At 68.4% G+C, this 24,635-nt stretch carries 15 protein-coding genes; 8 read left to right on the forward strand and 7 right to left on the reverse strand.

From position 1 onward, the window contains the following. Nucleotides 1-13: 13 nt before the first annotated feature. The 3 genes from V8201_RS00710 to V8201_RS00720 form a co-directional block, all read right to left on the reverse strand. Nucleotides 14-1,957 (reverse strand): sialate O-acetylesterase, encoded by a 1,944-nt coding sequence (locus V8201_RS00710; protein WP_336544233.1) that lies wholly within the window; start codon nucleotides 1,955-1,957, stop codon nucleotides 14-16. 17 nt (nucleotides 1,958-1,974) lie between these two features. Beyond that, entirely contained in the window at nucleotides 1,975-3,516 is a 1,542-nt protein-coding gene (locus tag V8201_RS00715; protein ID WP_037535529.1) for a tryptophan halogenase family protein, read from the reverse strand. Between the two features lie 65 nt (nucleotides 3,517-3,581). Further along, on the reverse strand, nucleotides 3,582-6,623 hold the full coding sequence (locus V8201_RS00720) for a TonB-dependent receptor (RefSeq protein ID WP_336544234.1): 3,042 nt from the start codon (nucleotides 6,621-6,623) through the stop codon (nucleotides 3,582-3,584). Nucleotides 6,624-6,840: 217 nt separating this feature from the next. Between V8201_RS00720 and V8201_RS00725 the strand changes: the two genes are divergently transcribed. Together V8201_RS00725 and V8201_RS00730 are read left to right on the forward strand one after the other, a co-directional pair. Further along, complete coding sequence (locus V8201_RS00725; protein ID WP_336544235.1) at nucleotides 6,841-7,536, forward strand: SapC family protein; 696 nt, start codon at nucleotides 6,841-6,843, stop codon at nucleotides 7,534-7,536. Beyond that, entirely contained in the window at nucleotides 7,533-8,528 is a 996-nt protein-coding gene (locus V8201_RS00730) for a cupin-like domain-containing protein (protein WP_336544236.1), read from the forward strand. Before V8201_RS00725 ends, V8201_RS00730 begins: the two co-directional genes overlap by 4 nt. On the opposite strand, the gene V8201_RS00735 is transcribed toward V8201_RS00730, so the two are convergent. Together V8201_RS00735 and V8201_RS00740 are read right to left on the reverse strand one after the other, a co-directional pair. Beyond that, entirely contained in the window at nucleotides 8,529-11,222 is a 2,694-nt protein-coding gene (locus tag V8201_RS00735; protein ID WP_336544237.1) for a DUF5695 domain-containing protein, read from the reverse strand. Nucleotides 11,223-11,236: 14 nt separating this feature from the next. Continuing rightward, nucleotides 11,237-14,209, reverse strand: coding sequence for a TonB-dependent receptor domain-containing protein (locus tag V8201_RS00740; RefSeq protein WP_336544238.1), 2,973 nt, complete (start codon nucleotides 14,207-14,209; stop codon nucleotides 11,237-11,239). Nucleotides 14,210-14,351: 142 nt separating this feature from the next. On the opposite strand from V8201_RS00740, the gene V8201_RS00745 reads away from it, so the two are divergent. From V8201_RS00745 to V8201_RS00755, 3 genes are read left to right on the forward strand one after another with little or no spacing between them, the layout of a single operon-like run. Beyond that, the gene (locus V8201_RS00745) at nucleotides 14,352-16,712 is read left to right on the forward strand and encodes a beta-L-arabinofuranosidase domain-containing protein (protein ID WP_336544239.1); all 2,361 of its coding nucleotides are present in this window, start codon (nucleotides 14,352-14,354) and stop codon (nucleotides 16,710-16,712) included. A 17-nt stretch (nucleotides 16,713-16,729) separates the two neighbouring features. Then, a complete protein-coding gene (locus tag V8201_RS00750; protein ID WP_271300910.1) occupies nucleotides 16,730-17,731 on the forward strand; it encodes an Ldh family oxidoreductase in 1,002 nt (333 codons plus the stop codon). Beyond that, a complete protein-coding gene (locus V8201_RS00755) occupies nucleotides 17,728-19,482 on the forward strand; it encodes a DUF885 domain-containing protein (RefSeq protein ID WP_336544240.1) in 1,755 nt (584 codons plus the stop codon). The genes V8201_RS00750 and V8201_RS00755 overlap by 4 nt, the downstream gene beginning before the upstream one ends. 56 nt (nucleotides 19,483-19,538) lie before the next feature. Here the strand turns inward: V8201_RS00755 and V8201_RS00760 are convergent, their stop codons facing one another. Both V8201_RS00760 and V8201_RS00765 read right to left on the reverse strand, forming a co-directional pair. Continuing rightward, a complete protein-coding gene (locus V8201_RS00760; protein WP_336544241.1) occupies nucleotides 19,539-20,717 on the reverse strand; it encodes a M24 family metallopeptidase in 1,179 nt (392 codons plus the stop codon). Further along, the gene (locus tag V8201_RS00765) at nucleotides 20,714-21,946 is read right to left on the reverse strand and encodes an NAD(P)/FAD-dependent oxidoreductase (protein WP_336544242.1); all 1,233 of its coding nucleotides are present in this window, start codon (nucleotides 21,944-21,946) and stop codon (nucleotides 20,714-20,716) included. The genes V8201_RS00760 and V8201_RS00765 overlap by 4 nt, the downstream gene beginning before the upstream one ends. A gap of 69 nt (nucleotides 21,947-22,015) precedes the next feature. On the opposite strand from V8201_RS00765, the gene V8201_RS00770 reads away from it, so the two are divergent. From V8201_RS00770 to V8201_RS00780, 3 genes are read left to right on the forward strand one after another with little or no spacing between them, the layout of a single operon-like run. Further along, nucleotides 22,016-22,930 (forward strand): dihydrodipicolinate synthase family protein, encoded by a 915-nt coding sequence (locus V8201_RS00770; protein ID WP_037535515.1) that lies wholly within the window; start codon nucleotides 22,016-22,018, stop codon nucleotides 22,928-22,930. A 9-nt stretch (nucleotides 22,931-22,939) separates the two neighbouring features. Then, nucleotides 22,940-23,938, forward strand: a complete 999-nt coding sequence (locus tag V8201_RS00775) for a 4-hydroxyproline epimerase (RefSeq protein WP_336544243.1) — start codon at nucleotides 22,940-22,942, stop codon at nucleotides 23,936-23,938. A 22-nt stretch (nucleotides 23,939-23,960) separates the two neighbouring features. Then, nucleotides 23,961-24,608 (forward strand): GntR family transcriptional regulator, encoded by a 648-nt coding sequence (locus tag V8201_RS00780; RefSeq protein WP_037535511.1) that lies wholly within the window; start codon nucleotides 23,961-23,963, stop codon nucleotides 24,606-24,608. The last annotated feature ends 27 nt before the right edge of the window (nucleotides 24,609-24,635 follow it).

The following is a 24,635-nucleotide window of genomic DNA, read 5'->3' on the forward strand; positions in this document are numbered from 1 at the left end:
CGGCATTTGCCGCTTATCGTGTTACCGGCACCTCGAAGGTGCCGACCGGCAATTGCGCCTCGTCGGCGAGATTGGTCGCCGGTGAATCGGCCCAGGCGTAGCGGACGCGCGTCACCGGCTTGCCGTCCCCCGGCAGCGTCACCGTCATCCCCGACACGGTGCCGCTCGCATAGCGGCAGCTGCCCGGCGCCGCGTCGCACAGCTGGAAGCCGATCGCGCGGTCCGCGCCCCGCGCGTGCAACGCACCGGTGACGCCGGCGAAGCGCAGCGTGACACCACCGCCCGCCGCCGCACTCGCCCCGGCGATCGCCGGACCGGAGGCGGCTATGCTTTCCTTATAGACGGTCGCACGCATCACCCGCGCGAGCCGCTGGCCGACCTCGTGCTTTTCGCCGGGATGGATGTCGAGCACGTCGCCGATGTCGAGCGCTACCGCGATGCCGGCGAGCGGGTCGGCGGCGGCGACGCGGCGTTGCGCGTCGCGGACGATACCCCAGCCGCTGTCGGAGGGCGCGATCTCCGGCGTGCCGTAGGAGGCGAGCTGGACGATGCCCGCGGCGGCGCGCGGGCTGGCGAAGCGACGGCGCCAGTCGGCGATCAGCGCGGCGAGACGCCGGTCATAGCCGGGAATGCCGGTGTCGGACTCGCCCTGATACCAAGCGATGCCGGCGATATGCATCGGCGACAGCGGCGCGATCATCGCATTGTACAGCGTGCCGGCGCCATTGATGTCGTCCCACGGCACGCGCGGCGCGGCACCGGGCAGACGCTTGGCGATCGCATAGCGCCAGCCGCTGCCGATCGGCACGCTGGAGCCATCGGCGAAGGTGACGCGCATCGTGTCCGCGGGGCCGGTCATGCCGCCATAGGCATAGACGTCGTCGTCATTGACGGTGATGACGTTGCGCCCCGCCTTCAACGTGCCGGCGGGCAGCGCATAGACACGCGACTGCGCGGCGAGGCTGCTGCCGCCGACTCCGACGCCGTTGACCCAGGTCCGATCGGCATCGTCGACCATGCCGAGCACCAGCGTCGCCGCCCCGCGCGCCTGTTCGGCGGTGACGTCGATCGTGCGCTGATACCAGATCATGCCGTTATAGTCGGCGAGCGCAGGAATGCCCCAGGTTTCGAAATTGGTCATCGCCGGCACCGGCTGCCAGTCGAGTGCGGCGTCGGCCTGCCACGGTTCGCGGCCGCGCGCGTCGCCCGAACCGGCGCGCCACCAATCCTCCCAGATGCCCGAGGCGCGACGTTCGGCGGCAGCGGGGTCGCGAGCATAGAGCGCGAGCAGATCGGCCTCCGCGCCCATGCCGGCGCTGCGCAAGGCCGGCGCGCTCATCCAGGCGCTGATCCGCGATCCGCCCCAGCTCGAATGGATCGCACCGATCGGCACCTTGGCGGTGCGGCGCAGCGCCTGCGCCATATAGAAACAGGCCGCCGAAAAGCCCTGCGCGCTGGTGTTGTCCGCGGCGACCCAGCGCGGCGGCTGCGACAGGCGGGCGAGCGGCGCGGGCGCGGCGACCTTGGCGATGGTGAGCAGCCGCAACTGGTCGTCGAGCGGCGGATGCGCGTCCGGGATCAGCTTCTGCGCATCGGTAACCGCGAGCTCCATGTTGCTCTGGCCCGAGCAGAGGTAGACGTCCCCGATCAGGATGTCGCGGATCACCGCCGCGCCGCTCGCCGCGGCGATGGTCAGTTCATAGGGGCCGCCGGCGGGCAGCGCCGGCAGCTGCGCGGTGAACCGCCCGTCGCGCGTCGCCTTGGCGGTGACGGTATGGCCGGCGAGCGAGATCATCACCGTCTCGCCCGCGCCGGCATCGCCGCTGAGGTCGATCGGCTGATCGCGTTGGATCACCGCATGGTCGGCGAGCACCCCGTCGAGCCGCGGTGCCGCGGCGGCAGTAGTGGCCAGACCGAGCGCGAGCATCAGGCACGAGGCGGAGGCGAGAAGACGCATGGCGGGCCTTTCGGGGGTCAGATGGGTTGCAGGCCGTGACGGACGATCCGCTCGATCAGCTCACGGTGGCGCGGCAGGCTGGCGACCATGCGCTGCGTCTGCATGGCATTCTCGCGCCGCGCGCGCCGTGCCAGCTCCGCCTCACCCTCGATCGTGCCGGGCAGCACCGCGCTGCGCGCGCCCATGCCGTAGAGGACATATTGATAGCTCGCCGAGGGGAACACCTCTTCGGCGCGGTCGAATTCGTCGTGCAGCCACGGCGACTGATGCTGCCACAGCTCCATCAGCCCGCGCAGCCGGTCCGGGATCGTCTCGGGCCGGGCATTGTCGCGCCAGAAGTCGGTATCGGTGCGCCGGGTCAGGGCGTAATGCAGCTTGAGGAAGTCGATGATCCGGCCCCAGCGGTAATGGGTCGTCTCGTTGAAGCGGCGCGCGACCACGTCCATCACCTCGCGGCACGGCGGCAGTTGCTCGGCGATCATCTTCGCCGACAATTCGATCAGCACGATCGCCGAGGCTTCGAGCGGTTCGAGGAAACCCGCCGCCAGCCCGACCGCGACGCAGTTGCGCTCCCAGAACCGTTCGCGATGACCGGCACGGATCGCCAGCCTGCGCACCGGCAGATCGGCGCCGGCGGGGCCGAGATAGGCGCGCAGCTCACGCTCGGCGGCATCGACGTCGATATGGCTGCTCGAGAAGACATGGCCGACGCCGCGCCGCGTCGGCAGGCCGATGTCCCAGATCCAGCCGGCGGACTGCGCGGTCGAGAGGGTGTGGCTGGCGATCGGATCGTCCGCCTGCGCATAGGGGACCTGGATCGCCAGCGCGGTGTCGCAGAACAGGGTGTCGGCGCAGCTGCGGAAGGGTACGTCCATCGCCTTGCCGATCAGCAATGCGGCAAAGCCGGTGCAGTCGACGAACAGATCCCCGTCGACGGCGATCCCCTGTTCGGTGCGCAGGCCGGTTATGTCGCCGCCCTCGTCCTTGAGCACCTCGGTAACGTCGGCGAGGACGTGGCGGACGCCGAGCGTGTCGCAGCAATGGCGCTGGAGAAACGCGGAGAATTTGCCGGCGTCGAGGTGATAGGCATAATTCGCCTGCCCCTCATATTCGGGCGTCGCCATCGTCTTGGGGGCGAGGCCCTCGTCGCACAGCCGGCCCTGCGGCGTGACCATGTCGCAGAAGCTGTCGTCCCCGCCCGCAGCGAGCCAGTGCGGCGCAAGATTCACGCTGCCGAATTGCTGCGGCAGCATCAGCGGATGGTAATAGCCGTCGTCGACGGCGCCGGTCGTCCAGCGGTTGAAGCGCGCGCCCTGTTTGAACGACGCGTCGCACTGGCGGAAGAATTCAGTTTCGGAGACGCCCATGCGTTTGAGCGTGGTGCGCAGCGTCGGCCAGGTGCCTTCGCCGACGCCGATGATCGGGACGTTCGGCGATTCGACCAGCGTGACGGTAAAGCCGTGCGGCCGCTGGCCCTGATGACGCGCCGCAATCACCCCGGCGGTGAGCCACCCGGCGGTGCCGCCGCCGACGATGACGATGTTCCTGATCGGATGCATGACCCTGATGTTCGCAAAAAACGGGCGGAGCGCAAGTCGAGCTGCGCTCCGCCCAGGGGAGAGGATCAGAACCGGTAGCGTGCGCCGACCGTATAGCGGCGGCCATAGTCGAACACGTCGAGCAGCTGGTTGGAATAGCGGCCGTGCGTGCTCTGCTGGTTGTTGTTGACGTTGAGCGCTTCACCGAAGACGCTGAAGTTCTTGCTGATGTCGTAGCTCGTCGTCAGATCGATCTGGAAGCTCTGGTTGACGAAGGTCGGCTCCGACCCGAACGAACCGGTGTTCTGGTTCTGACCGAACTGGAGCAGATATTTGTCGCGCCAGTTGACCGCGGTGCGGAACTGGAAGCCGCCCTTGTCATAGAAGCCGACGAAGTTCGCCGAATTGGCAAGGCCGGTGACGGCGAAGCCGGTCTGGCTAATGTTGGTGCTGTCATACGGCCGGTTGGTGTTGACGAAGGTGGCATTGGCCTGGAAGCCGAAGCCGGTATCGCCGAATACCTGTTGCAGCGCGAGCTCGACGCCGCGCACGGTGGCGTCGGGGCCGTTGACCTGCTGCGACACGGCGAAGCTCGCCAACGTGCCGGTGGTCGGGTCGATCAGCCCGTTGATCGCCTGCCGCGTCACGCCGCCGACGATGAAGTTGCTGACGTTCTTGAGGAAGAAATTGACCGCCAGATAGGAGTTGCGGCGATAATACCATTCGGCGCCGAGGTCGAAATTGTCGGCGAGATAGGGCTTGAGGTTCGGATTGCCGCCGCTCGCCGACAAGGCGCCGACGCGCTGGCCGTTGCCGACGTTGAGCACCGGATTGAGCAGGCTGAGCGACGGACGCGTCAGCGTCCGCGACGCATCGACGCGCAGGATCAGGTTGTCGGTCAGCTCCAGTTTCGCATCCAGGCTCGGCAGCAGATAGGAATAGGAGCTGTTGTTGGTGACGCCCTGAACCGCCGTATAGGTCGGGATGCTCAGCAGCGTCGGGTCGGCGGTGCTGGTGGTGATCGACGTCGGCAGGCGGCCCTGGCCGGTGGCGACGAGATTGGTCACCTCATTGCGGATGCCGGCATTGAACGTGAAGGGCAGGTTGCCGATCTCGGTCTTGAAGTTGGCGCTGAAGTACAGCGACCAGGTCCGCTCGCGGACGCGCAGCACGCTGCCGGGATCGACCGCTTCGTCGAACGTGCCGGTGAAGCCGTTGACGTTGCCGTAATTGAAGCCGGGAACCCGCGTCGCCGAGGGATTGCCGAGGCCGGTCAGGTAATTCTGATAGGCGATCGGGCTGAACACGAACACCGACGGCGGCAGGCTGCCCTTGAAGCCGGGGATGAAGTCGTTGAGGCTGACCGAGCCCTGGTAGAGGCTCGACGGCAGCGGCGAGATGCCGGTCGTGCTGCCCGACGGCGCGCCGTAGCCCGCATAGGCCTGCCAGAAGTTGTTGGTGAAGGTGCTCTGGTTGCGGAAGTTGAACGTGTCCTGATAATATTGGCCACCGGCCTTCAGCGTCACATTGTCCTGCTTCCAGGTGGCGTTGCCGCGGAACTGGACCAGTTCGTCGGTATTGTGCTGCGTCTGGTTGACGGTGACGTGGCTGCCGATCAGCGACTGATCCGCCCAGCCGGCGGCATTGCCCGCCGGACCGTAGCCGCTGATCGTCGGGAAGGCATCCTTGCTGTCGCCGAGCACGCTGAAGCGCAGGTTGTTGCTCAGCGCATTGCCATAACCGATGTCGCCATTGGCGCTGCCGATGACGTTGCCGGGGTTGAGCCAGCTCTTGGCATAAGCGACGTCGCCTTCCAGCGTCAGGTTGCTGGTCGCGTCATATTTGACGTTCATGCCCGTCTGGTTGGTCTGCAGGATCTGCTTGTTGAGCGCGGCAGTGAAGTCGGTCGGCGTGCCGGTCTGGGTGAAATCGGTCGCGGTGCCGTTCGAATCGAGCGTAACGTTGCGTAGCGAACCCTGGCTGAACCACACGCCGAACGCATAATTCTCCTGCGTGATTTTCTGGCGCGAGAAATTGTTGTCGATCGTCAGCATCAGATCGTCGGAGGGGTGGTATTGCAGGGCGATGCGCGCGTCGACACGCTCGTCCTGCACGCGCTGCTGCTCGGCGCCATATTGCTGCGGGAACCAGCCCGGAAGATTCTGTCGGTTGCTCGCGGTGGCGTAGGCGGCCGAATTGGTGTCCGCGGTCGGCGTGCAGGTGCCGGTGAAGCCGGCGAGCTGGCAGGGCGCGTAGTTGCCGCCGGGCCAACCCGACACATAGACACGATTGGTATCGGTATCACGCTTGGTGTAGATGACGTCGGCGAGGACGCCGAACGTCTCGTCCTTGTTGGTGCTGCTGATCAGCAGGCCGCCGGTCGGCACGATCTTGCCCGAACGATCCTGGATCGATCCCGAACCGGTCGCGGCGACGCGGAAGCCGGGATGGTCGAACGGCTTGGGGAAGGCGATGTCGACGGTCGCGCCGATCGAGCTCGATGCGAGCGAGACGTCGGGAGTCTTGAGCACGCTGAGCTGGCCGATGAAATCGACGCCGACGGTCGAGAAGTCGATCTGGCGACCGCCGGTCGCGGTCGAGATGCGGCGGCCGTCGTACAGCGTGGTGTTGAAGTCGCCGCCGAAGCCGCGGACGGTGATGCCGGTCGGCTCGCCGCGCGATCCGTTGCGCTGGATCGACACGCCGGGCAGGCGCTGGAGCGAGGCGGCGACGTTCGAATCGGGGAATTTGCCGATGTCCTCGGCGGAGATGACGTCGACGACGCCCGACGAGGTACGCTTGAGGTCGAGGTTGCGCTGGAGCGACCCGCGCAGACCGACGACGACGATATCCTCGCCGGGACCTTCCGCGCTATTGCCCTGCGACACGTCTTGCGCGGTGGCGGCATCCTGAGGCTGGCCCGCCTCCGACGCGGTGGTCGTGTTGGCGGTCGACGGCACCGCAGGCTGCGGCGCGGCCGGCTGGCTGGTCGTGCTGTTCTGCAGATTGCCGTCCTGCGCCAGCGCGGGCGCAGCCCAGCCGAAACCGGCGAGGCTGGTGGCGCAGGCAAGAACGTGAAGCCGGCGGAACCCGCGGGCTCCACGACGGGCGCGCGTAGACGTAGACATTAGGCATCCCCTCTTCTGATGCGCATGACCCCTTCTGGCGGGGGCGTGGGCGCGTGTTCATTTCTTTCGCGATTCGCCGGCACGACGCCAGGAACCATCTCGAACGGTAGCGCTCACAATAATGGGCCGCCGTGGATTTGCAAGCATTTGTAAGAGTGATCGTCGCTTTGCATCGGCGACGGATCGTGCGAATTGCAGCGCTATCAAAAGCAAGGTGATGGAGGGGCCGATGCCGGACTGGCAGATGTTGAACCGCGCGGATCATGCCGCGCTGCGCCTGTCGCGCCGGATCGACACTCCGCGCCACTTCGCCCAGATCGTCGCGGACGAATTCCTCAAGGCGGCGCCTTATTATCCGATCCTGTTCACCAAACACCCCGAGACCGGCGCCTTTTATGCCGGTGTGGTGATGGGGCTGGAGCCTGGGCGCAATCTGCTGAGCGCGGATGGCGCGCTCCGCGACTATCGGCCGGCGGACCTCGAGCGACAGGGGTTCTTCATCGCCGAGGGGCAGGTCGTGATCGATCGCGAGCATGCCGCGTTCGCAAAGGACGAGGGCGCCGCGCTGTTCGAAGCGACCGGCGAGGCGACGCCTGCGCTCAAGCGCGTCCAGCAGGCGCTGCACACGCTCGACCAAGGTCTTGCCGCGACCGACGCCTTCATCCGGCGGCTGCTCGATCACTGGCTGCTCGAACCGATCGACGTCGCGATGCAGTTCGACAATGGCCAGAGCGTGCAACTCGACGGCCTCTACACCATCAGCCTCGATGCGCTGCACGCGCTGCCCGACGAGGCGGTGCTGGCGCTGTTCCGGGCGGGTGACCTGCAACTCGCTTATGCGCAGACCACTTCGGTGCGGCATCTGCGCACGCTCGGGCGGATCCACAACGATCGGCTGGCGGCGGCGCAATGATCGCCGAGGCGCCGGCGGCGGCGCTCGCCGATCCCGCCGCCTTCCGGTCGCAGGTCGTCGCGGCGGGGGCGCCGGTCGTGCTGCGCGGCGTCGCACGCCATTGGCCGATGCTCGCCGGCGGGCGAGAGGCGGTGATCGCGGCACTGTTGGCGGCGGATGCCGGCCAGTCGGCGGAAATGTTCATCGGCCGCCCGGCGATCGGCGCGCGCTATTTCTATGACGAGGCGCTCGCCGGGTTCAACTTCACGCGCGAGACGGTGCCGTTTCGCGACGCGCTGACCCGCATCGTCGCGACCGCCGAGGCGGCCGACCGGCCGAGCCTGTATATGGGTTCGCTGCCGGCCGAGACCTATCTGCCGGGGATCGCGGCGGCGGTGCGGCTGCCGTTCGTACCGGCCGACGTCTCGCCGCGGGTTTGGATCGGGCACGCCTCCAGCGTCGCCTGTCATTACGATGCGATGGACAATGTCGCCTGCGTCGCAGCGGGCCGCCGCCGCTTCACGCTCTATCCGCCGGAAGCGATCGGCGATCTATATGTCGGACCAATAGACCATACGATGGCCGGCCAGCCGGTCGGCCTCGCGGTCGGCAGCCCGCCCGGCAATATCCGCTTCCCGCGTTTCGAGCGCTGGCGGGATCGCGCCGAGCTGGTCGATCTCGAACCCGGGGATGCACTCTATGTCCCCAAACTGTGGTGGCATCAGGTCGAGGCGACCGATCCGGTCAACGTGCTGGTCAATTACTGGTGGGACGGTTTCGCCGATGGTCCCGAAGCGCCTTATACGACGATGCTGCTGGCGATGCTCGCGATCGCCGAACGCCCCGCGGCGGAGCGGGCGGCGTGGCGGGCATGGTTCGACCATTATGTCTTCCGGCCGGAGCGGCATCCGCTGCATTTCCTGCCCCCTGCCAAACATGGCATCCTCGATGGTCAGCCGGCCAGCCGCAGCCGCATCCGCGATCTGGTGATGCGGTTGCTGCGTGGCGGTTGATCAGCGCGGGCGCAGCGTCACCTCGACCGGCGTCGTTGCGAGCGGCAGCGTGACGCCGCCGCGTTCCGCCGTGCCGCCGGCGACGGCATAGTCCCGCCCGGCCGGCGTGGTGCGTGCGACGAACAGCCGCGCGGCGGGCGTGGCGGCATCGGCGGGATCGAGCGTCAGCGTGATCGCACCCGTCTTCGGCGCGTAGCGCGCCGCGGCGATCCGACCGGCAGCGAGCGTGATCCACTGGCCGGCGGGGGCGATGAACAGCCGCGTGCGGGCGCCGTCGCGCGGCCGGATCGTCACGCTGCCGGCGGCCTGTGTCACCTCGCCGCCGAAGCCGAGCCAGCCGAAGGTCGGGTCGTCGACCAGATAGCTCGCCACCGCATAGGCATGCGCGAAATAGCCCATGCCATAGTCGCCGCTATACGCATCCCATTGCATCCGGTCGGGCCAGGCATGGAAGGCGGCGGAGGCAAAACCGTCGCGATCGATGTTGGTGATCCCACCCATCAGCCCTCCGTAGGCGACGCGCAGCAGATGCAGATCGGTGGGGTCGCGGCGGAATGAATCGAACAGCGGCAGCGCATTGTTGGTCGAACCGTAATGGTGGATCTGCCGCTCGATCCGCGCCGTCTTGCCGCCGTAGAGGAAGTCCCAATAGCGGCGCGCATTGCCGTTATAGCCCCAGCTCGGCAGCGTCGGATCATAGCCGAGGATCACCTCACGCGTCTGCACCGCCTGCCGCCCATAGCCGAAATGGCGCAGCCAGTCGTAAACCTCGGGCTGGCCGGTCGAATCCCAAGCCATCTCGCTGCCGAACGGATAGCGCAGGCCCGCCCAATGGTCGGTTCGCGCGCGCATCAGCGCCTCGATCCGATCGGCTTCGGCGGTCATCCCCTCGCGGCGCAGATCGGCGAGGATGTCGAGGAAGACGTTGCCCTCCATCTGGCCGAATTGCGTATAATAAGGCGCGTCGCGCATCATCGCGACGATCGTCGTCTGCGCCCAGTCGAGATACCAGCGCCAGTCATGCCGCGTGACGAGGCCGACGTGGTTGCGCGCCAGCCGGTAGAGCACCCAATGGCCGATCGCGACATGCGGATAATTGTACGATCGGCCGAGATCGCCGGCCTGTTTGGCATCCCACGCCGTCCAGCTCTTCCACGCCGCCGGATCGCGATACAGCGTCGGGAAGCGGGCGGGATCGTAATAGAACAGGCTCTTGCGCACGCCGCCGCGATGCGGCCCGTCGGCGACCTGCAAGCGGCCGACCACCGTCTCGTCGACGAGCCGCTCGAGCTTGGCGACCTCGGCCGCATCGGGATGATCGAGCTGCTTCATCATCGCCGCGACCCAGCTGCCCGCGCCGCCCTCGTCGCTCATCCCGGCGATCCACACGCGCGGTTCGACATCGACGATCCGCTGCGCCTCGTGGTCATAGGTGAGGATCGCGGGCGAGCGGCCGAACGGATCGCCTTTGCCCTCATACCATTGCCGCGTCGTCGCAAACCGGCCGAGCGCCGCCATCGTCGTGTCGAGCGGCCGGGTGACGTAATAGCTGACCGTCTGCTGCTGCCCGTCGGCATAATGGAGCGTCAGCCGCGCCGGGCCATAGCCATGGCTGCGGATCGCCAGCCGCGTCCAGCCGTGGATGCTGCCCGCGCGCCGGACGGCGAGCGCGTCCGCCGGGCTGCTGTCGAAGCCGGTGAGGCGCGACGGCGCGCGGACGAACAGGCTGGCGCTCTGGTCGGTCGGCACGACATAGCCGGGCAGGCCGATCGCGACCGGGCGGCGCTGCGCGATCAGCGTCGGTTCGATGCCGCGGATCGTCGGCGCGGCGACGAAGCGGACGCCGATTTCCAGCGAAGCACCCGGCGCGAGCAGGCGGCTGGTCGGCGCATTCCATTGCCCACCGGCGTTGCGCCATTCGCGTTCGGCGAAGCCGCGCGAGTGGACGAGCCAGTCGTAAAAGCCCTCGAACGTCTGTTCGCGGCGCGTCTTTTCGGTGAACACCGCGTCCGCCGGCGCATGCGCGGCATCGGCGAGCGGGGCATAGGCCTCGAACGGCGTATCGCGGCCGGGCAGGACGAGCAGCGCCGGACCCTGGCCGTTGAGCCGGGTCACCTGGAGATAACCGGCGTCGCGGCCGATATAGGGATCGGCGAAGCTCGCCTGCGCATGCGCCTGATCGAGGTCGCGTCCGGTGATGATATTGTCGAAGGCCATCGGCATGCCGAGCCCGCCGATCTCGACCGCGGCCGCGCTGCGGTTGGTTAGCCGGAAGCGCAGGGCGAGCGCGCCGCGATCGATCTGCCAGCGGCGCTCGACGAGGAGCGGCATGCCGTCGCCCATCGTCGCGGTGATGTCCGCCGCGGCGATCGTGCCGCGCGGCGTCGGCAGCGCAACGATCGGCCGGCGGCGATGCGCCGAGCCGAAGTCGCGCCACGTCCCGCCCGCGACGCGCAGCCGCAGGTCGAGATCCCCGACGTAATTATAGCCATCCCCCGACCGCTCCGCCTCGCGCGCGGTCGGCACGAAGCTGAAGGCCGGCTCGCCGGCGGGGGAGAGCTGCGCCAGCGTCTGCGTGTCGGCGCGCAGCGTACCGTGCAGCGCGCCGATCGCGAATGGCGTGACCGGCACCGCCGGTGCCGCCCCGGCGAGGAGGAACAGCGCGCCGAGCGCGGGCAGGCGGGTGATCGACATCCGGGCCCTTCGTCCTAGAACCGTATGGTCGCGCCGGCGAAGATCCGCCGACCCAACACATCATAGACGCCGGGATAGGTATTGCCGTTGCCAAAGAGATTTAGCACGCCCGACGCCAGCGCCGGCGGGCTCTTGTCGAGCAGATTGTTCGCGCCCAGCCGCAGCGACAGATTGTCGTTGATCGCGACCGCCGCGGTAAGATCGAAATAGCTGTAGGCGGGGATGCGCGCGTCGATCGGGTCGGCATCACCGGTCAGGAAGCTGTTGCTCGACGTCGACGACAGGCGGGTGGCGTCGAGGTAGCGCCAGTTGGCCGACAGGCTGACCGTGTCGTCGGGGCTCCAGGTGACGCGCAGATTGTGCCGCCAGGTCGGATTGGGCTGGCCGCACGAATAGCCGAACAGCCCCTTGCAGTCATAGGTGCCGCCGCCGGGCAGCGGCTGCGTGATCTGCTGGAGCAGATAGGTGCCGACGAAATCGGTGGCGATCTTGCCGAACTTGCCGAGGCGGATGACGACCGTCCCGGTGACGTCGAGGCCCGAGGTCTGCAGATAGCCGGTGTTGAGCGTCGTCGACACGACATAGCCGGTGCCGAAGATCGAACCGGTCAGCGGGTCGCGATGGAACAGCCCGCAATAGAAGGGATTGCCGGTCGAGAAGCATTGGCCGATCGTCGTGTTGAGATCGATGCTGCCGATATAGTCCTTCACCTTGATGTGATAATAATCGAGCGAGACCGACAGGGTCCGGCCGCCGTTCGGCGCGAAGACGGCGCCGGCGGTATAGGTGTCGGCCTTTTCGGGCTTCAGGTTGCGGTTGCCGCCGAACTGGCCGGTGCACTGATCGGCCGGACATTCGATGACGAGTCGATTGTTGTACTGCGCCGCGGTGACGCCGGTGAGCTGGCACGCGGCGAGCGAGGCGGTCGGGGCCGCGCCGGCGCAGGGATCGGTGGCATTGGCATTGCCGAGCGACAGGTTGGAGAACAATTCGGTGATATTGGGGGCGCGGATCGCGCGGTTGTAGCTGGCGCGCAGGCGCAGCGGCTCGACCACCTGCCAGCTGAGTTCGCCCTTGTAGGTGAAGGCGTTGTAGCTCGACCGGAAGCCGGTGGAATCCTGCCGGTTCTTATAGGACGAGTAGCGGAAGCCGCCGTTGAGCGTCAGGCCGCGGATGAACGGCTTATCCTGCACCAGCGGCAATTCGATTTCGCCGAAGCCTTCGTTGACCGCGATGATGCCGTCCGAATTCTGCGTGCCGGCCGCCAACGCCAGTTCGTCTCCGGTGAACAGCAAGGTCTCGCGACGGTGCTCGCCGCCGAGGACGATGCCGACGCCGTCATGCGCGAACGGACTGGTGATACCGAATTCGCCGAGATCGCCGGTGACGCTGCCCGAGATGACGCTGAGCGCATAGCGGCCCTGCGTCGACTTGGGGGCGTAGAGGTAATTGGCCGCGGCGCTGGTGATCGCATTGGCCTGGAAGACGTTGACCGGAACGCATGCCGTATCCGTTCCGTCGAGCACCGACTGGCAGACGGCACCGCCCTTGCCGTCGGGCACGGCGAGCAGCGCGCGCTGCGCCTTGGCGACGCTGACGTCGTTCAGATAGGTCTCGTCGTAATGCGCGACCGAGCGCAGCACGCTGGCGTCATAATGGAACCCGCTGCCGAGATCGCCGCGGACGCCGACCATCGACCGGAAATCCTCATGTTGCAGGCTGTCGCGCCGTGGCAGCGCGCCGGTGCCGCTGAGCCGGTAGCCGATCAGCGTGTTCTGCGTCGCCGCGGTGCCGGCGGCAGTGCCGCACAGCGTCTGCGCCTGGCTGGCGCTGAGCAGCGGGTTGTTGCAGGTGACCGTATAGGTCTGCCCGAAATAGAGCGCCGAGGGAGCGACCTGCGAGAAGCTCTTGTCCTTCATATACATGAAGCTGCCGTAGATTTCTGCGGCGGGGGCGATCTTGAGGTGCAGGAAGGCGCCGGCATTGTAGCGGTCGTCGGCGCGCTGGATATAGTTCAGCGGCGCGTAATTATAGGCATAGACGGAGCTGACATAGGGAACCCAGGTGCGGCTGCCGTCGATGCTGTTGGTCAGCTTCTGTCCCGCGGCCGGACCGGCGAGCGGGGTGAAGGTGCCATAAGGCGTGTTGCTCGACCCGCCGCAGGTGAAGGTGGTGGATGCGCTGTTGAGCGCACAGGCCGACACGTCGCGGGTCGATTGCAGCACCGGATCGGTGTGGCGATAACCCGCATAAGCGGTGATGTTGAGCCGCCCGTCGAGGAAGGTCTTGCCGACCGCGGCGTTGACGTCCTGCTTGCCGCCGTCGCGGACATGTTCGGGCGCGTTGCTATAGCCGCGCGCGCCGATGATCGAGCGCAGGAAGCTGTTGTCGTTGGTGTGATCGGCGACGCTCGACTGGACGTCGAGGCGGACGCCGTCGAGTTTGTCGCGCAGGATGAAATTGACCACGCCCGACAGCGCGTCGGAGCCGTAGACCGCGGAGGCGCCGCCGGTCGCGACGTCGATCCGCTCGACGACCGCCGAGGGGACGAAATTGATGTCGATCGCCTGGGTCGGCAGCATGCGCTGGCCGTTGATCAGCGTCAGCACGCGGCTCGCGCCGAGATTGCGGAGGTTGACGTTCGCGGTGCCGTCGGACCCGTTCGAGACGTTCTCGTTGGCGTCGGCGGTGAACTGCGGCAACCGGTTGAGGACGTTTTCGACATTGGTCGCGCCCTGCAGCGCGAGCTCCTGGGCGTTGACGGTGGTCAGCGGGCTGTTGCTGATCAGATCGGGGCGGCGGATGCGGGTGCCGGTCACCACCACCTCTTCGCTCGCCTCCGCATCGGGCTTGTCGGTCAGCGTCGCGGCGCCGGTATCGGCCTGCGGCACCGGCGCGATCTGCGCAGACGCCGCGTGGCTGACGAGCGCGCAGGCGAGCGCGGCAAGACCCGCGGACACACGTGATGCGGTAGGCAATTTAGTCATTCTGACGCCCCTTTTATCGCAACTTTCTGTCGCTGATTCGAGCAAGCGATACATGTCAATAATAAGGTATACAATATCCGTCTGGCGTCGCCGGCAAATTTCCTATATCTCATCGTATACGATAAGTCGGAAGGAGCGGGCGATGGTGTCGCGGCGTGAGGTGATGATGGGGACCGCGGCACTGTCGTTCGCCGGCAGGGCGTTCGCCGCGGCGATGCCGACGCCCATGGCGCAGGCCCGCCCTTTGCCGCTGGCCGCGATCCGCCTGCATCCGTCGGATCAGGCGACGGCTGTGGCGGTCAATCACCGCTATCTGCTGCGGCTCGACCCCGACCGGCTGTTGCACAACGTGCGGCTCTATGCGGGACTGCCACCGAAGGCGGCGATCTACGGCGGCTGGGAGAGCGATACGATCGCCGGCCATACGCTCGGCCATTATCTCAGCGCGCTGGCGCTCACCTGGCAGCAGACGCACGATGCCGAGCTGCACCGCCGCGCCGACTATATCGTCGGCGAGCTGGCGCTGGCACAGGCGACGCGCGGCACCGGCTATGTCGGCGCACTCGGCCGCAAGACCAAGGACGGCACGATCGTCGATGGCGAAGTGATCTTCGCCGAGATCCGGCGTGGCGAGATCACCTCGGGCGGGTTCGATCTCAACGGCTCCTGGTCACCGCTGTACACCGTCCATAAGTGGCTCGCCGGGCTGCTCGACGTCCATCAGACCTGGGGGGATCCGCGCGCACTCGGCGTGGCGGAGGGGCTCGCCGGCTATATCGCCGGCGTCTTCGCGGCACTGACCCCGGCGCAGGTGCAGACGGTGCTCGGCTGCGAATATGGCGGCCTCAACGAAAGCTATGCCGAGCTCCATGCGCGCACCGGCGATGCCCGCTGGCTGCGCATGGCGCGGCTGATCCATGACGACACGGTGCTCGATCCGCTCGCGCGCGGAGAGGATCGGCTCGCCAACCTCCATGCCAATACGCAAGTGCCCAAGCTGATCGGCCTCGCCCGGCTGTACGAGGTGGCGGGCGATCCCGCCGCGGCGGCGGCGGCGCGCACCTTCTGGACCGCGGTGACCGCGCATCATTCCTACGTCATCGGCGGCAACGCCGATCGCGAATATTTCACCGCGCCGGACACCATCGCCGATCACATCACCGAACAGACGTGCGAACATTGCAACACGTACAACATGCTCAAGCTGACGCGGCAGCTATGGTCGTGGCAGCCGGACGGCGCCCTGTTCGATTATTACGAGCGTGCGCACCTCAATCATGTGCTTGCGCAGCAGGACCCGGCGACGGGCGGCTTCACTTATATGACGCCGCTGATGAGCGGCGTGGCGCGTGACTATTCGACCACCGCCGACGATGCCTTCTGGTGCTGCGTCGGATCGGGGATGGAGAGCCACGCGAAACATGGCGATTCCGTCTTCTGGGAGGGGACGGACGGCACCTTCTACGTCAACCTCTACACCGCTGCTGATGCCGACTGGGCGGCGCGCGGCGCGACCGTGTCGCTGGCGACGCGCTATCCGTTCGAGGGCGAAGCGACGCTGACCTTCGCCAAGCTGCGCGCCGGGCGCTTCCCGGTGGCGCTGCGCATCCCGGCCTGGGCGGGGGAGGGCGCGCGCGTCACCGTCAACGGCGCCGCGGTGACGCCCGTCCGCGCCCGCGGCTATGCGATCGTGACGCGGCACTGGCGCGCGGGCGACCGGATCGCGATCACGCTGCCGCTCGCCGTGCGACTCGAGCCGGCGCCGGGCGATCCGCGCACCGTCGCGCTGGTGCGAGGGCCGCTTGTGCTTGCCGCCGACCTCGGCCCGGCGACGACGCCGTGGGCGCAGGCGGACCCGGCGTTGGTCGGCAGCGATCTGCTCGCCGGCATCGTCGCCACCGATGCTACGGCGGCGCACTACGCGACGCGCGGCATTTTGCGACCGGGGGACCGCGACATCGTCCCCTTCTACCGCCAATATCGTCGCCGCAGCGCCGTCTATTTCCGGCGCTTTGACGATGCCGAGTGGCGGCGCGAGGAGGCGGCGTTCACCGCCGAACAGGCGCGGCTGCGCGATATCGCCGCACGGTCGGTCGACGTCATGCACCTTGGCGAGATGCAGCCCGAGCGCGACCACGGCCTGACCAGCGAACTCTCCTATCCGCTCACCTACCGCGGCCGGGCGGGGCGCGATGCCCGCTCGGGCGGCTGGTTCGAATGCACGATGGCGGTGCGGCCGGGGCCGCTGCTGCTCCAGGCGACTTATTGGGGCGACGAACGGCCGCGCGACTTCGACCTGCTCGTCGACAATGTCAGGGTGGCGACACAGCATCTCGCCAACGATCATCCGGGGCGCTTCTTCGACGTAGTCTATCCGCTTCCCGAACCGCTGACCCGCGGCAAGAGCAAGGTCCGCATCCGCGTCGTGCCGCATAACGGCAGCAGTGCGGGGCCGGTATTCGGCCTGCGCATCTACACCGCCAAGCCGGGAGAGACGCTGTGACCGACTCCGGAATCACGATGACGCTCGCCGCGCTGCGCGCGCTGGCGCAGGCGAAGCTCAAGGCGGTCGGTCTCGCCGCGGATCATGCCGACGCGGTGGCGGAGACGATGGTCGCGGGCGAACGCGACGGCTGTGCCAGCCACGGCATCTACCGCCTGCTCGTCGCCGCGGCGAGCGTGCGCGCCGGCGTCGTCGTGCCCGACGCGCGGCCGGTGGTCAGCCGTCCGGGCAAGGCGCTGGTCCGCGTCGACGGTGGCGGCGGCTTCGCGCAGCTCGCCTTCGCACGCGGGCTGCCGGTGCTGGTCGAGGCGGCGCGCACGCATGGCATCGCCGCGCTGGCGCTCAACCATGTCGTGCATTTCGCGGCGCTGTGGCCGGAGGTCGAGGCGCTGGCGGAACAGGGGCTCGTCGCGCTTGCAGTCACGCCGTCGCACGCCTGGGTGGCGCCGGCGGGTGGCACCAAGCCGGTGTTCGGCACCAACCCGATCGCCTTCGGCTGGCCGCGACCGGGGCAGGCGCCGTTCGTCTTCGACTTCGCGACCAGCGTCGTCGCGCGCGGCGAAATCGAATTGCACCGCCGCGCCGGGCTGCCGGTACCGGAGGATTGGGGCTATGACGCCGAGGGCGCGCCGACCACCGATGCCAAGGCGGTGCTGGACGGCGCGATGCGCACCTTCGGCGGCCACAAGGGGTCGGCGCTGGCGGCGATGGTCGAGCTGCTCGCCGGACCTCTGATCGGCGATATGACCAGCCGCGAATCGCTGGCGCGCGACGGCGGCCGCGGCGGTTCGCCGATCGGCGGCGAGCTGATCGTCGCGATCGATCCCGCCGGCTTCCTCGGCGAGGAGACCGCGGCGCATCTCGCCCGGGCCGAGGCGATGTTCGCCGCGATCGAGGCGCAGGGCGCGCGTCTGCCCTCGGCGCGCCGCTATGCCGCCCGGGCGCGCAGCCTGGCCGAGGGGGTGGTGGTGCCCGCGGCGCTTCATGCCGAGATCATGGCGATCGGGGGGGCGGCATGACGGTGGCGCTGATGCTCGCAGCGGCGCTGCTCATCGCGCCTGCCCCGGCCCCAGCAGCGCCCGCCGGGAACGCCGATGCCCGGCTACGCGCGCTCTACACCGGGGAATATAATTGGCGGAAACTGCAACAGCCGCCGAGCGAGGACGATGACAAGGACAGCGTTCGCGGCCTCCCCGACGTCGGCCCGGCGGCGCAGGCGGCCAAACTCGCCCGCTGGACGCAGACGGCGGCGGCGCTCGCGGCGATCCGGCGTGACGATCTGTCGCCGGCGGCGCGGCTCGACTATGGTGTCTATGCCGCGCAGATCCGCGCCTTGCTCGCCGAGCAGCGCTTCCGTGACTATGAGAAGCCGCTCACCTCCGACTCGAGCTTCTGGAGCGATCTTGCCGATCAGGCGCGTGAGCCTTTTTCGCGGCCGGCGGATTACACGCGCTATCTGGCGATGCTGCGCGACGTGCCGCGCTACTTTGACCAGAATATCGCCAATATGCGCGCCGGACTGGCGCGCGGCTTCACGCCGCCGCGGGTGACGCTGACCGGCCGCGACATCGGCGTCGCGCAGGTCGTGACGGCGGGCGCCGGCGAGGGATCGCCCTTCTTCACGCCGTTCCGGACGATGCCGGCGACCATGCCCGCGGCGCAGCAGGCGGCATTGCGGGCCGAGGCGTTGAAGGTGATCCGCGATGCGGTGGTGCCGGCGCACCAGCGCCTGCTCGCGTTCCTGCGCGACGATTACATTCCCCATGCGCGCATCGGGCTCGCCGCCTACGACCTGCCCGACGGCAAGGCCTATTATCAGTCGAAGGTTGCCGAATATACGACGCTCGGCCAGACGCCCGAGCAGGTCCACGCGATCGGCCTTGCCGAGGTGGCGCGCATCCGGGCGCGGATGCAGCAGGTGATGACGACGGTCGGCTTCACCGGTGATCTGCCGGCCTTCCTCGCGATGCTGCGCCATGATCCGCGCTTCTATGCCAAGACGCCGCAAGCGTTGCTCGATCGCGCCGCGTGGATCGCCAAGACGTTCGACGGCAAGGCGGCGCGCTATTTCGGGCGGCTGCCGCGCGCCCGCTTCGCGATCAAGCCGGTGCCGGCCGATCTGGCGCCTTTCTATACCAGCGGGCGCGGCGGGCCGGGTGTCTATCTGGTCAATACCTACGACCTGCCGTCGCGCGCGCTCTACGCGTTGCCGGCGCTGACGCTGCACGAAAGCGCGCCCGGCCATGCCTTCCAGATGCCGCTGGCGGCGGAGAACCATGACCTGCCCGCCTTCCGCCGCGACACCTATCTGTCCGTCTATGGCGAGGGCTGGGCGCTCTATTGCGAGGCGCTGGGCGAGGAGATGGGGATGTATGAGACCCCCTATGACCTGTTCGGCATGCTGAGCTACCAGTCGTGGCGCGCCGCGCGGCTAGTCGTTGATACCGGTATCCACGCGATGGGCTGGAGCCGCGAGCGGGCGCAGGCCTATCTGCGCGACAATACCGCGCTCGCCGACCATGAGATCGAGACCGAGGTCGATCGCTACATCGCCTGGCCGGGGCAGGCGCTGAGCTATTATACCGGCGAACTGGCGATCCAGGCGGCGCGGCGGCGGGCAGAGACGGCGCTCGGTCCGCGCTTCAACATCCGGGCCTTCCACGACACGGTGCTGGCGCTCGGGTCGGTGCCGATGCCCGAACTCGACCGGCGGATCGACGCGTTCATCGCGGCCGGCGGCAAGGGGCCGTATCCCGACGAGGAGAAATAAGAGCCGTCGAACGGCTGGCGTGATCCTGCCCGGCGTTGCAGGATCACGCCGTCATCTCAATCGAACGGGCGATCGATCGACGGCTGCGGTTCGGTGAACCACGCCGCACCGTCGGCGGTGACGTGGAAATGATCCTCCAGGCGGATGCCGTAGCGGTCGGGCACGACGATCATCGGCTCGTTGGAGAAGCACATGCCGGGCGCCAATGGCGTGGTGTCGCCGCGGACCAGATAGGCAGGTTCGTGGATCGACAGGCCGATGCCGTGGCCGGTGCGATGCGGCAGCCCCGGCAGGCGATAGTCGGGTCCGAGCCCCGCTCCCTCCAGCACGCGCCGCGCCGCCGCGTCGACCGCCTCGCACGGCACGCCGGGCCGCACGGCGGCGAAGGCCGCGGCCTGCGCCTCCTTCTCCAGCGCCCAGGTCGCGCGGATATCGTCGTCGACGCGGCCGAAGGCATAGGTGCGGGTGATGTCCGACTGATAGCCGTGGATCGCGCAGCCGGTGTCGATCAGCACCAATTGGTCTTCGGCGAGCAGCTGATCGCCGGGCAGGCCATGCGGAAAGGCGGTGGCGGTGCCGAATTGCACCGCACAGAAGGTCGATCCCGCCGCGCCGAGCGCGCGATGCGCGTCGTCGATGAAGCGCTTCACTTCGCTGGCCCGGATGCCGGGGGCGAGGATGCGCGCGGCGCGGCGCTGGACTTCGAGCGTCATCGCCTTGGCCTGGGCCATCAGCGCGAGCTCGGCGGGCGATTTGATCATCCGCAACGCATCGATGATCGTCGCCCCGTCCTGAAGCGTGAGCCGGGTGCCGAGCCGCCGCGCCGCCGCATACGGCAACAGCGGATCGAGCGCGAGCGTCGCTCCCGCCGGCAAGGCCTGGATGACCAGCGCGTGCGGATCCTCATCCTCTTCCCACAGCCGCAGATCGGCGGCGATCTCGAGCTCGGCGAGCAGCGAGCCGCGTTCGAACGCCGGGCAGATCACGACCGGCTCGCCGTCGACCGGCAGCAGCAGCGCGACCAGCCGCTCGGTCGGCGACCAGCCGACACCGGCGAAATAGCGCAGCGAGGCGCCGGCGGTGACGAGCAGCGCATCGGCGCCCTGTTCGGCGGTCAGCGCTCGGGCGCGGGCGAGTCGATCGCTGCGCTCGCCCGCCCCGATCACCGGCGCGGGATCGGACCAGACAGAGAGGGTGGCGAGCTCCGCCGCTGCGGTCGATCCGCCGATGGTCATCGTCTTGCTCCGAAACGTTCGAGGGAAAAGGGCGCGCAATCGACCGGCGCGGGGCGATCCGCGATCAGCGCGGCGACGATCTCGCCCGTCGTCGCGGCGAGCGTCAAGCCGAGATGCTGGTGGCCGAAGGCGTAGACCAGATTGGCGACGCGCTCCGACCGGCCGATCGCCGGCAGGTAATCGGGCAGGGTCGGGCGGGCGCCCATCCAGCGGCTGAACGGCGGTGCCATCGCCAGCCCGAGCGCCCGGACCTGCGCTTCGAGCCGCTGCCATTTGCGCGGATCGGGCGGCGCGGCGGCATTGCCGAATTCGACGAAGCCCGACGCCTGGACGCGATCGGCGTAGCGGGTGACGATCATCGAGCGTTCCTCGAAGACGATCGGCGGACAATCGGCGGGCCAGTGATCGGCGGCGGCGCGGATATGGTAGCCGCGCTCGGCGATCAGCGGTGCCGGCTCGCCGGCGGCGGCGAGCAGCGGCGCGCTGCCGATCCCCGCCGCGACCAGCACCAGATCGGCGTCATGGCCGACGATCGTCGCGCGGCCGTCACGGACGGCGACGTTCGCGGTGGCGCGGACGATCCGTCCGCCGGCGCTTTCGAGCGCGGCTTCGAGCGCATCGACGAGCGTGGCGAGATCGGCGATCTGGCCGCTGCCGGTGAAGCGGACCGCGCCTGCGATCGGCACCGCACAGACCGCGGCGATCCGGGCGCGGTCCTCGGCACCGGCGTCGGCGACCGTCACCGCCCCGGTCTGCGCCCGTCGCCACGCCGCGGCGCCGGCCTGCGCCGCACGCGCATCGCACCAGGCGACGAGATGCCCGTCCTCGCGCAGCAGGCCGGGCGTGTCTAGCGAGGCGGCGAGCCGCCGCCATGCCGGCATCGCGGTGGCGAGCAGGCTGCCGAGCGCCGCGCTACCGTGGCGGAAGCGCGACGGGCGGCTCGCGGCGAGATAGCGCGGCAGGAAGACGAGCCAGTCGCGCGCCATCGCCGGCGGCAGGTCGAGCGCGCCGCCCGCCGCGAAACGCCGCCGCCACGCGCTGCGCACCGAGGCGGGCGAGGCGAGCGGCTCGACCTGTTCGATCGCGATATGGCCGGCGTTGTTCCACGACGGCGCTTGTCGCGAATCATCATGATCGAACACGGTGACGCGATGACCGTCGCGGGCGAGCCGCACCGCGCTCGCCAGCCCCACCACGCCCCCGCCAATCACCGCGACTTGTCGTTGCATCATCTTGTCCTTGCCGCGCTCCGCAACTTTGGTATACGATATTCCACGAATGATAAAGGACGCTGTTAGATGACGATCGGGTGGAAAGGGGTCTTCCCCGCGGTGACGACTCAGGTGCGCGAGGACCTTTCGATCGATCTGGCCGATACGCAGCGCGTCGTCGACGATCTCGTCAAGGACGGCGTGACCGGGGTGATCGCGCTGGGTACCGTCGGAGAGAATAACTCGCTCGATTTCGACGAGAAGGTGACGACGCTGAGCGCGATCGTCGAAGCGGTGGCGGGGCGCGTTCCGGTGGTCACCGGCGTGTCGGAATATGACACCCGCCGCGCCGTCCGCTACGCGCAGGCCGCCGAGAAGGCGGGGGCGGACGGGCTGATGCTGCTGCCGCCGATGGTCTATGTTCCCAAGCCGCATGAGCTGGTGAACCATTTCAAGGGCGTCGCCGACCAGACCGGCCTGCCGATCATGCTCTACAACAATCCGCCCGCCTATCGGACGGTGATCGACCAGGCGGTGCTGAGCGCCCTCGTGCCGGTGAAGAACATCGTCGCGGTCAAGGAAAGCGCTCCCGATACGCGGCGTTTCACCGACTTCCGCAACGCATTCGGCGACCGCTACGTGCTGTTCGCCGGGCTCGACGACGTCGCGCTCGAAGGCTTGTATCTCGGTGCGCAGGGCTGGGTGTCCGGCCTGACCAACGCCTTTCCGCGCGAATCGGTCGAGCTGGTGCGCGCGTTCGAGCGCGGCGATCATGCCAAGGCGATGGAAATCTATCGCTGGTTCATGCCGCTGCTCCACCTCGATGCCGAACATGATCTGGTCCAGTCGATCAAGCTCGCCGAGCAGGTGATGGGCCGCGGGTCGGAGCGCGTGCTGCCGCCGCGTTACGTGCTGGAAGGCGCGCGCCGGGCCGAGGTGATCGCGATGGTCGAACAGGCGGCGGCGACGCGGCCGTCGCTCGACGTCGCCGCGGCGGCCTGAGCCGGAGCGGTGCGCCACACCTTCTTTTGCATCGACGGCCACACCGCGGGCAATCCCGTCCGCCTCGTCGCCGGCGGTGCACCGCTGCTGCGCGGGCAGTCGATGTCGGAGCGGCGCCAGGATTTCCTGGCGCGCTTCGACTGGATCCGCACCGGCCTGTGCTTCGAACCGCGCGGGCACGACATGATGTCGGGCGGCTTCCTCTATCCGCCGACGCTGCCCGACGCCGATATCGGCATCCTGTTCATCGAGACGAGCGGCTGCCTGCCGATGTGTGGTCACGGCACGATCGGCATCGTCACCTTCGGGCTCGAACACGGGCTGATCCAGCCGGCGACGCCGGGGCGACTGCGCGTCGAGGTGCCCGCCGGGGTGATCGACATCGCCTATGAGACGGCGGGCGAGAAGGTGACCGCGGTGCGCATCACCAACGTGCCCTCCTATGTCGCGGCGCAGGGCATCAAGATCGGTGTCGAGGGGATCGGGCCGCTGTCGATCGACGTCGCCTATGGCGGCAATTATTATGCGATCGTCGAGTCGCAGGGGGGCTATGCCGGGCTCGATGACCTCGGCGCCGACCGGATCATCGCGCTCAGCCGGCGGGTGCGCGCGGCGGTGCGGGAGGCGTTCGAGCCGGTCCATCCGCTCGATCCGACGATCCGCGGCGTCAGCCACGTGCTGTGGGCGGACGCACCGCGCGGCGCGGGCGCCGACGGGCGCAACGCGGTCTTCTACGGCGACAAGGCGATCGACCGGTCGCCGTGCGGCACCGGCACCTCGGCGCGGCTCGCGCATCTCCATGCCGGCGGCCGGCTCGCCGTCGGGGACCGGTTCGTCCACGAAAGCTATATCGGCAGCCGCTTTACCGGGCGGGTCGAGGCAGAGACGCGGCTCGGCGACACGCCGGCGATCATTCCGTCGATCGAGGGGTCGGCGATCGCCACCGGCTTCAACACGATCTGGATCGACCGCGCCGACACCTTCTGGGCAGGTTTCCAGGTGACATGATCGCGCTGCCGCCGGCGCCGCGATGAGCATCGTCATCCGCACCCTGTCCGAACGCGTGTTCGAGATCATCCGCGAACGGATCATCACCGGCGAGCTGCCAACCGAGACGCCGCTGCGTCAGGACGCGCTCGCCGCCGAGCTGGGCGTCAGCAAGATCCCGCTGCGCGAGGCGCTCGGCCGGTTGCAGCAGGAAGGGCTGCTGACCAGCCAGGCCAATCGCGGCTATATGGTGCGCGCCCTCTGCGCCGGGCAGGCGGAGGAGATCTACGCGCTGCGCCTCGCGATCGAACCCGCCGCCGCGGCCTATGCCGCGCAGGTCGCCGGACCGCCGGGGCGCGACGCGGCGGTGCAGGCGTTCGAGCGGCTCGATTGCGCCGCGGGCAGCAACCTCGCCGCGGTGGCGATCCGCAACCGCGAGTTCCACGTCGCGCTGGTGCGACCGGGCGACCGGCTGCTCACCACGCAACTGGTCGAACGGCTGTCGATCCTCGCCGAACGCTATGTCGTCGCGCATCTCGCCCCCGCCGGGCGCGACGCGCGCGCGCATCAGGAGCATCGCGCGCTGCTCGATGCGTTCCTGGCCCGCGACGGCGCGCGGCTCGAAGCCCTGCTCGCCGCGCATATCGGCGCGACGCTCGCCGACCTGCGGGAGCAATTCGGCGCCAGCTAGGTGCCATCATCATAACAGGAGAGGATC

This window comes from Sphingomonas kyungheensis (assembly GCF_037120395.1).
In the GTDB taxonomy this organism is placed as follows: Bacteria; Pseudomonadota; Alphaproteobacteria; order Sphingomonadales; family Sphingomonadaceae; genus Sphingomonas; species Sphingomonas kyungheensis.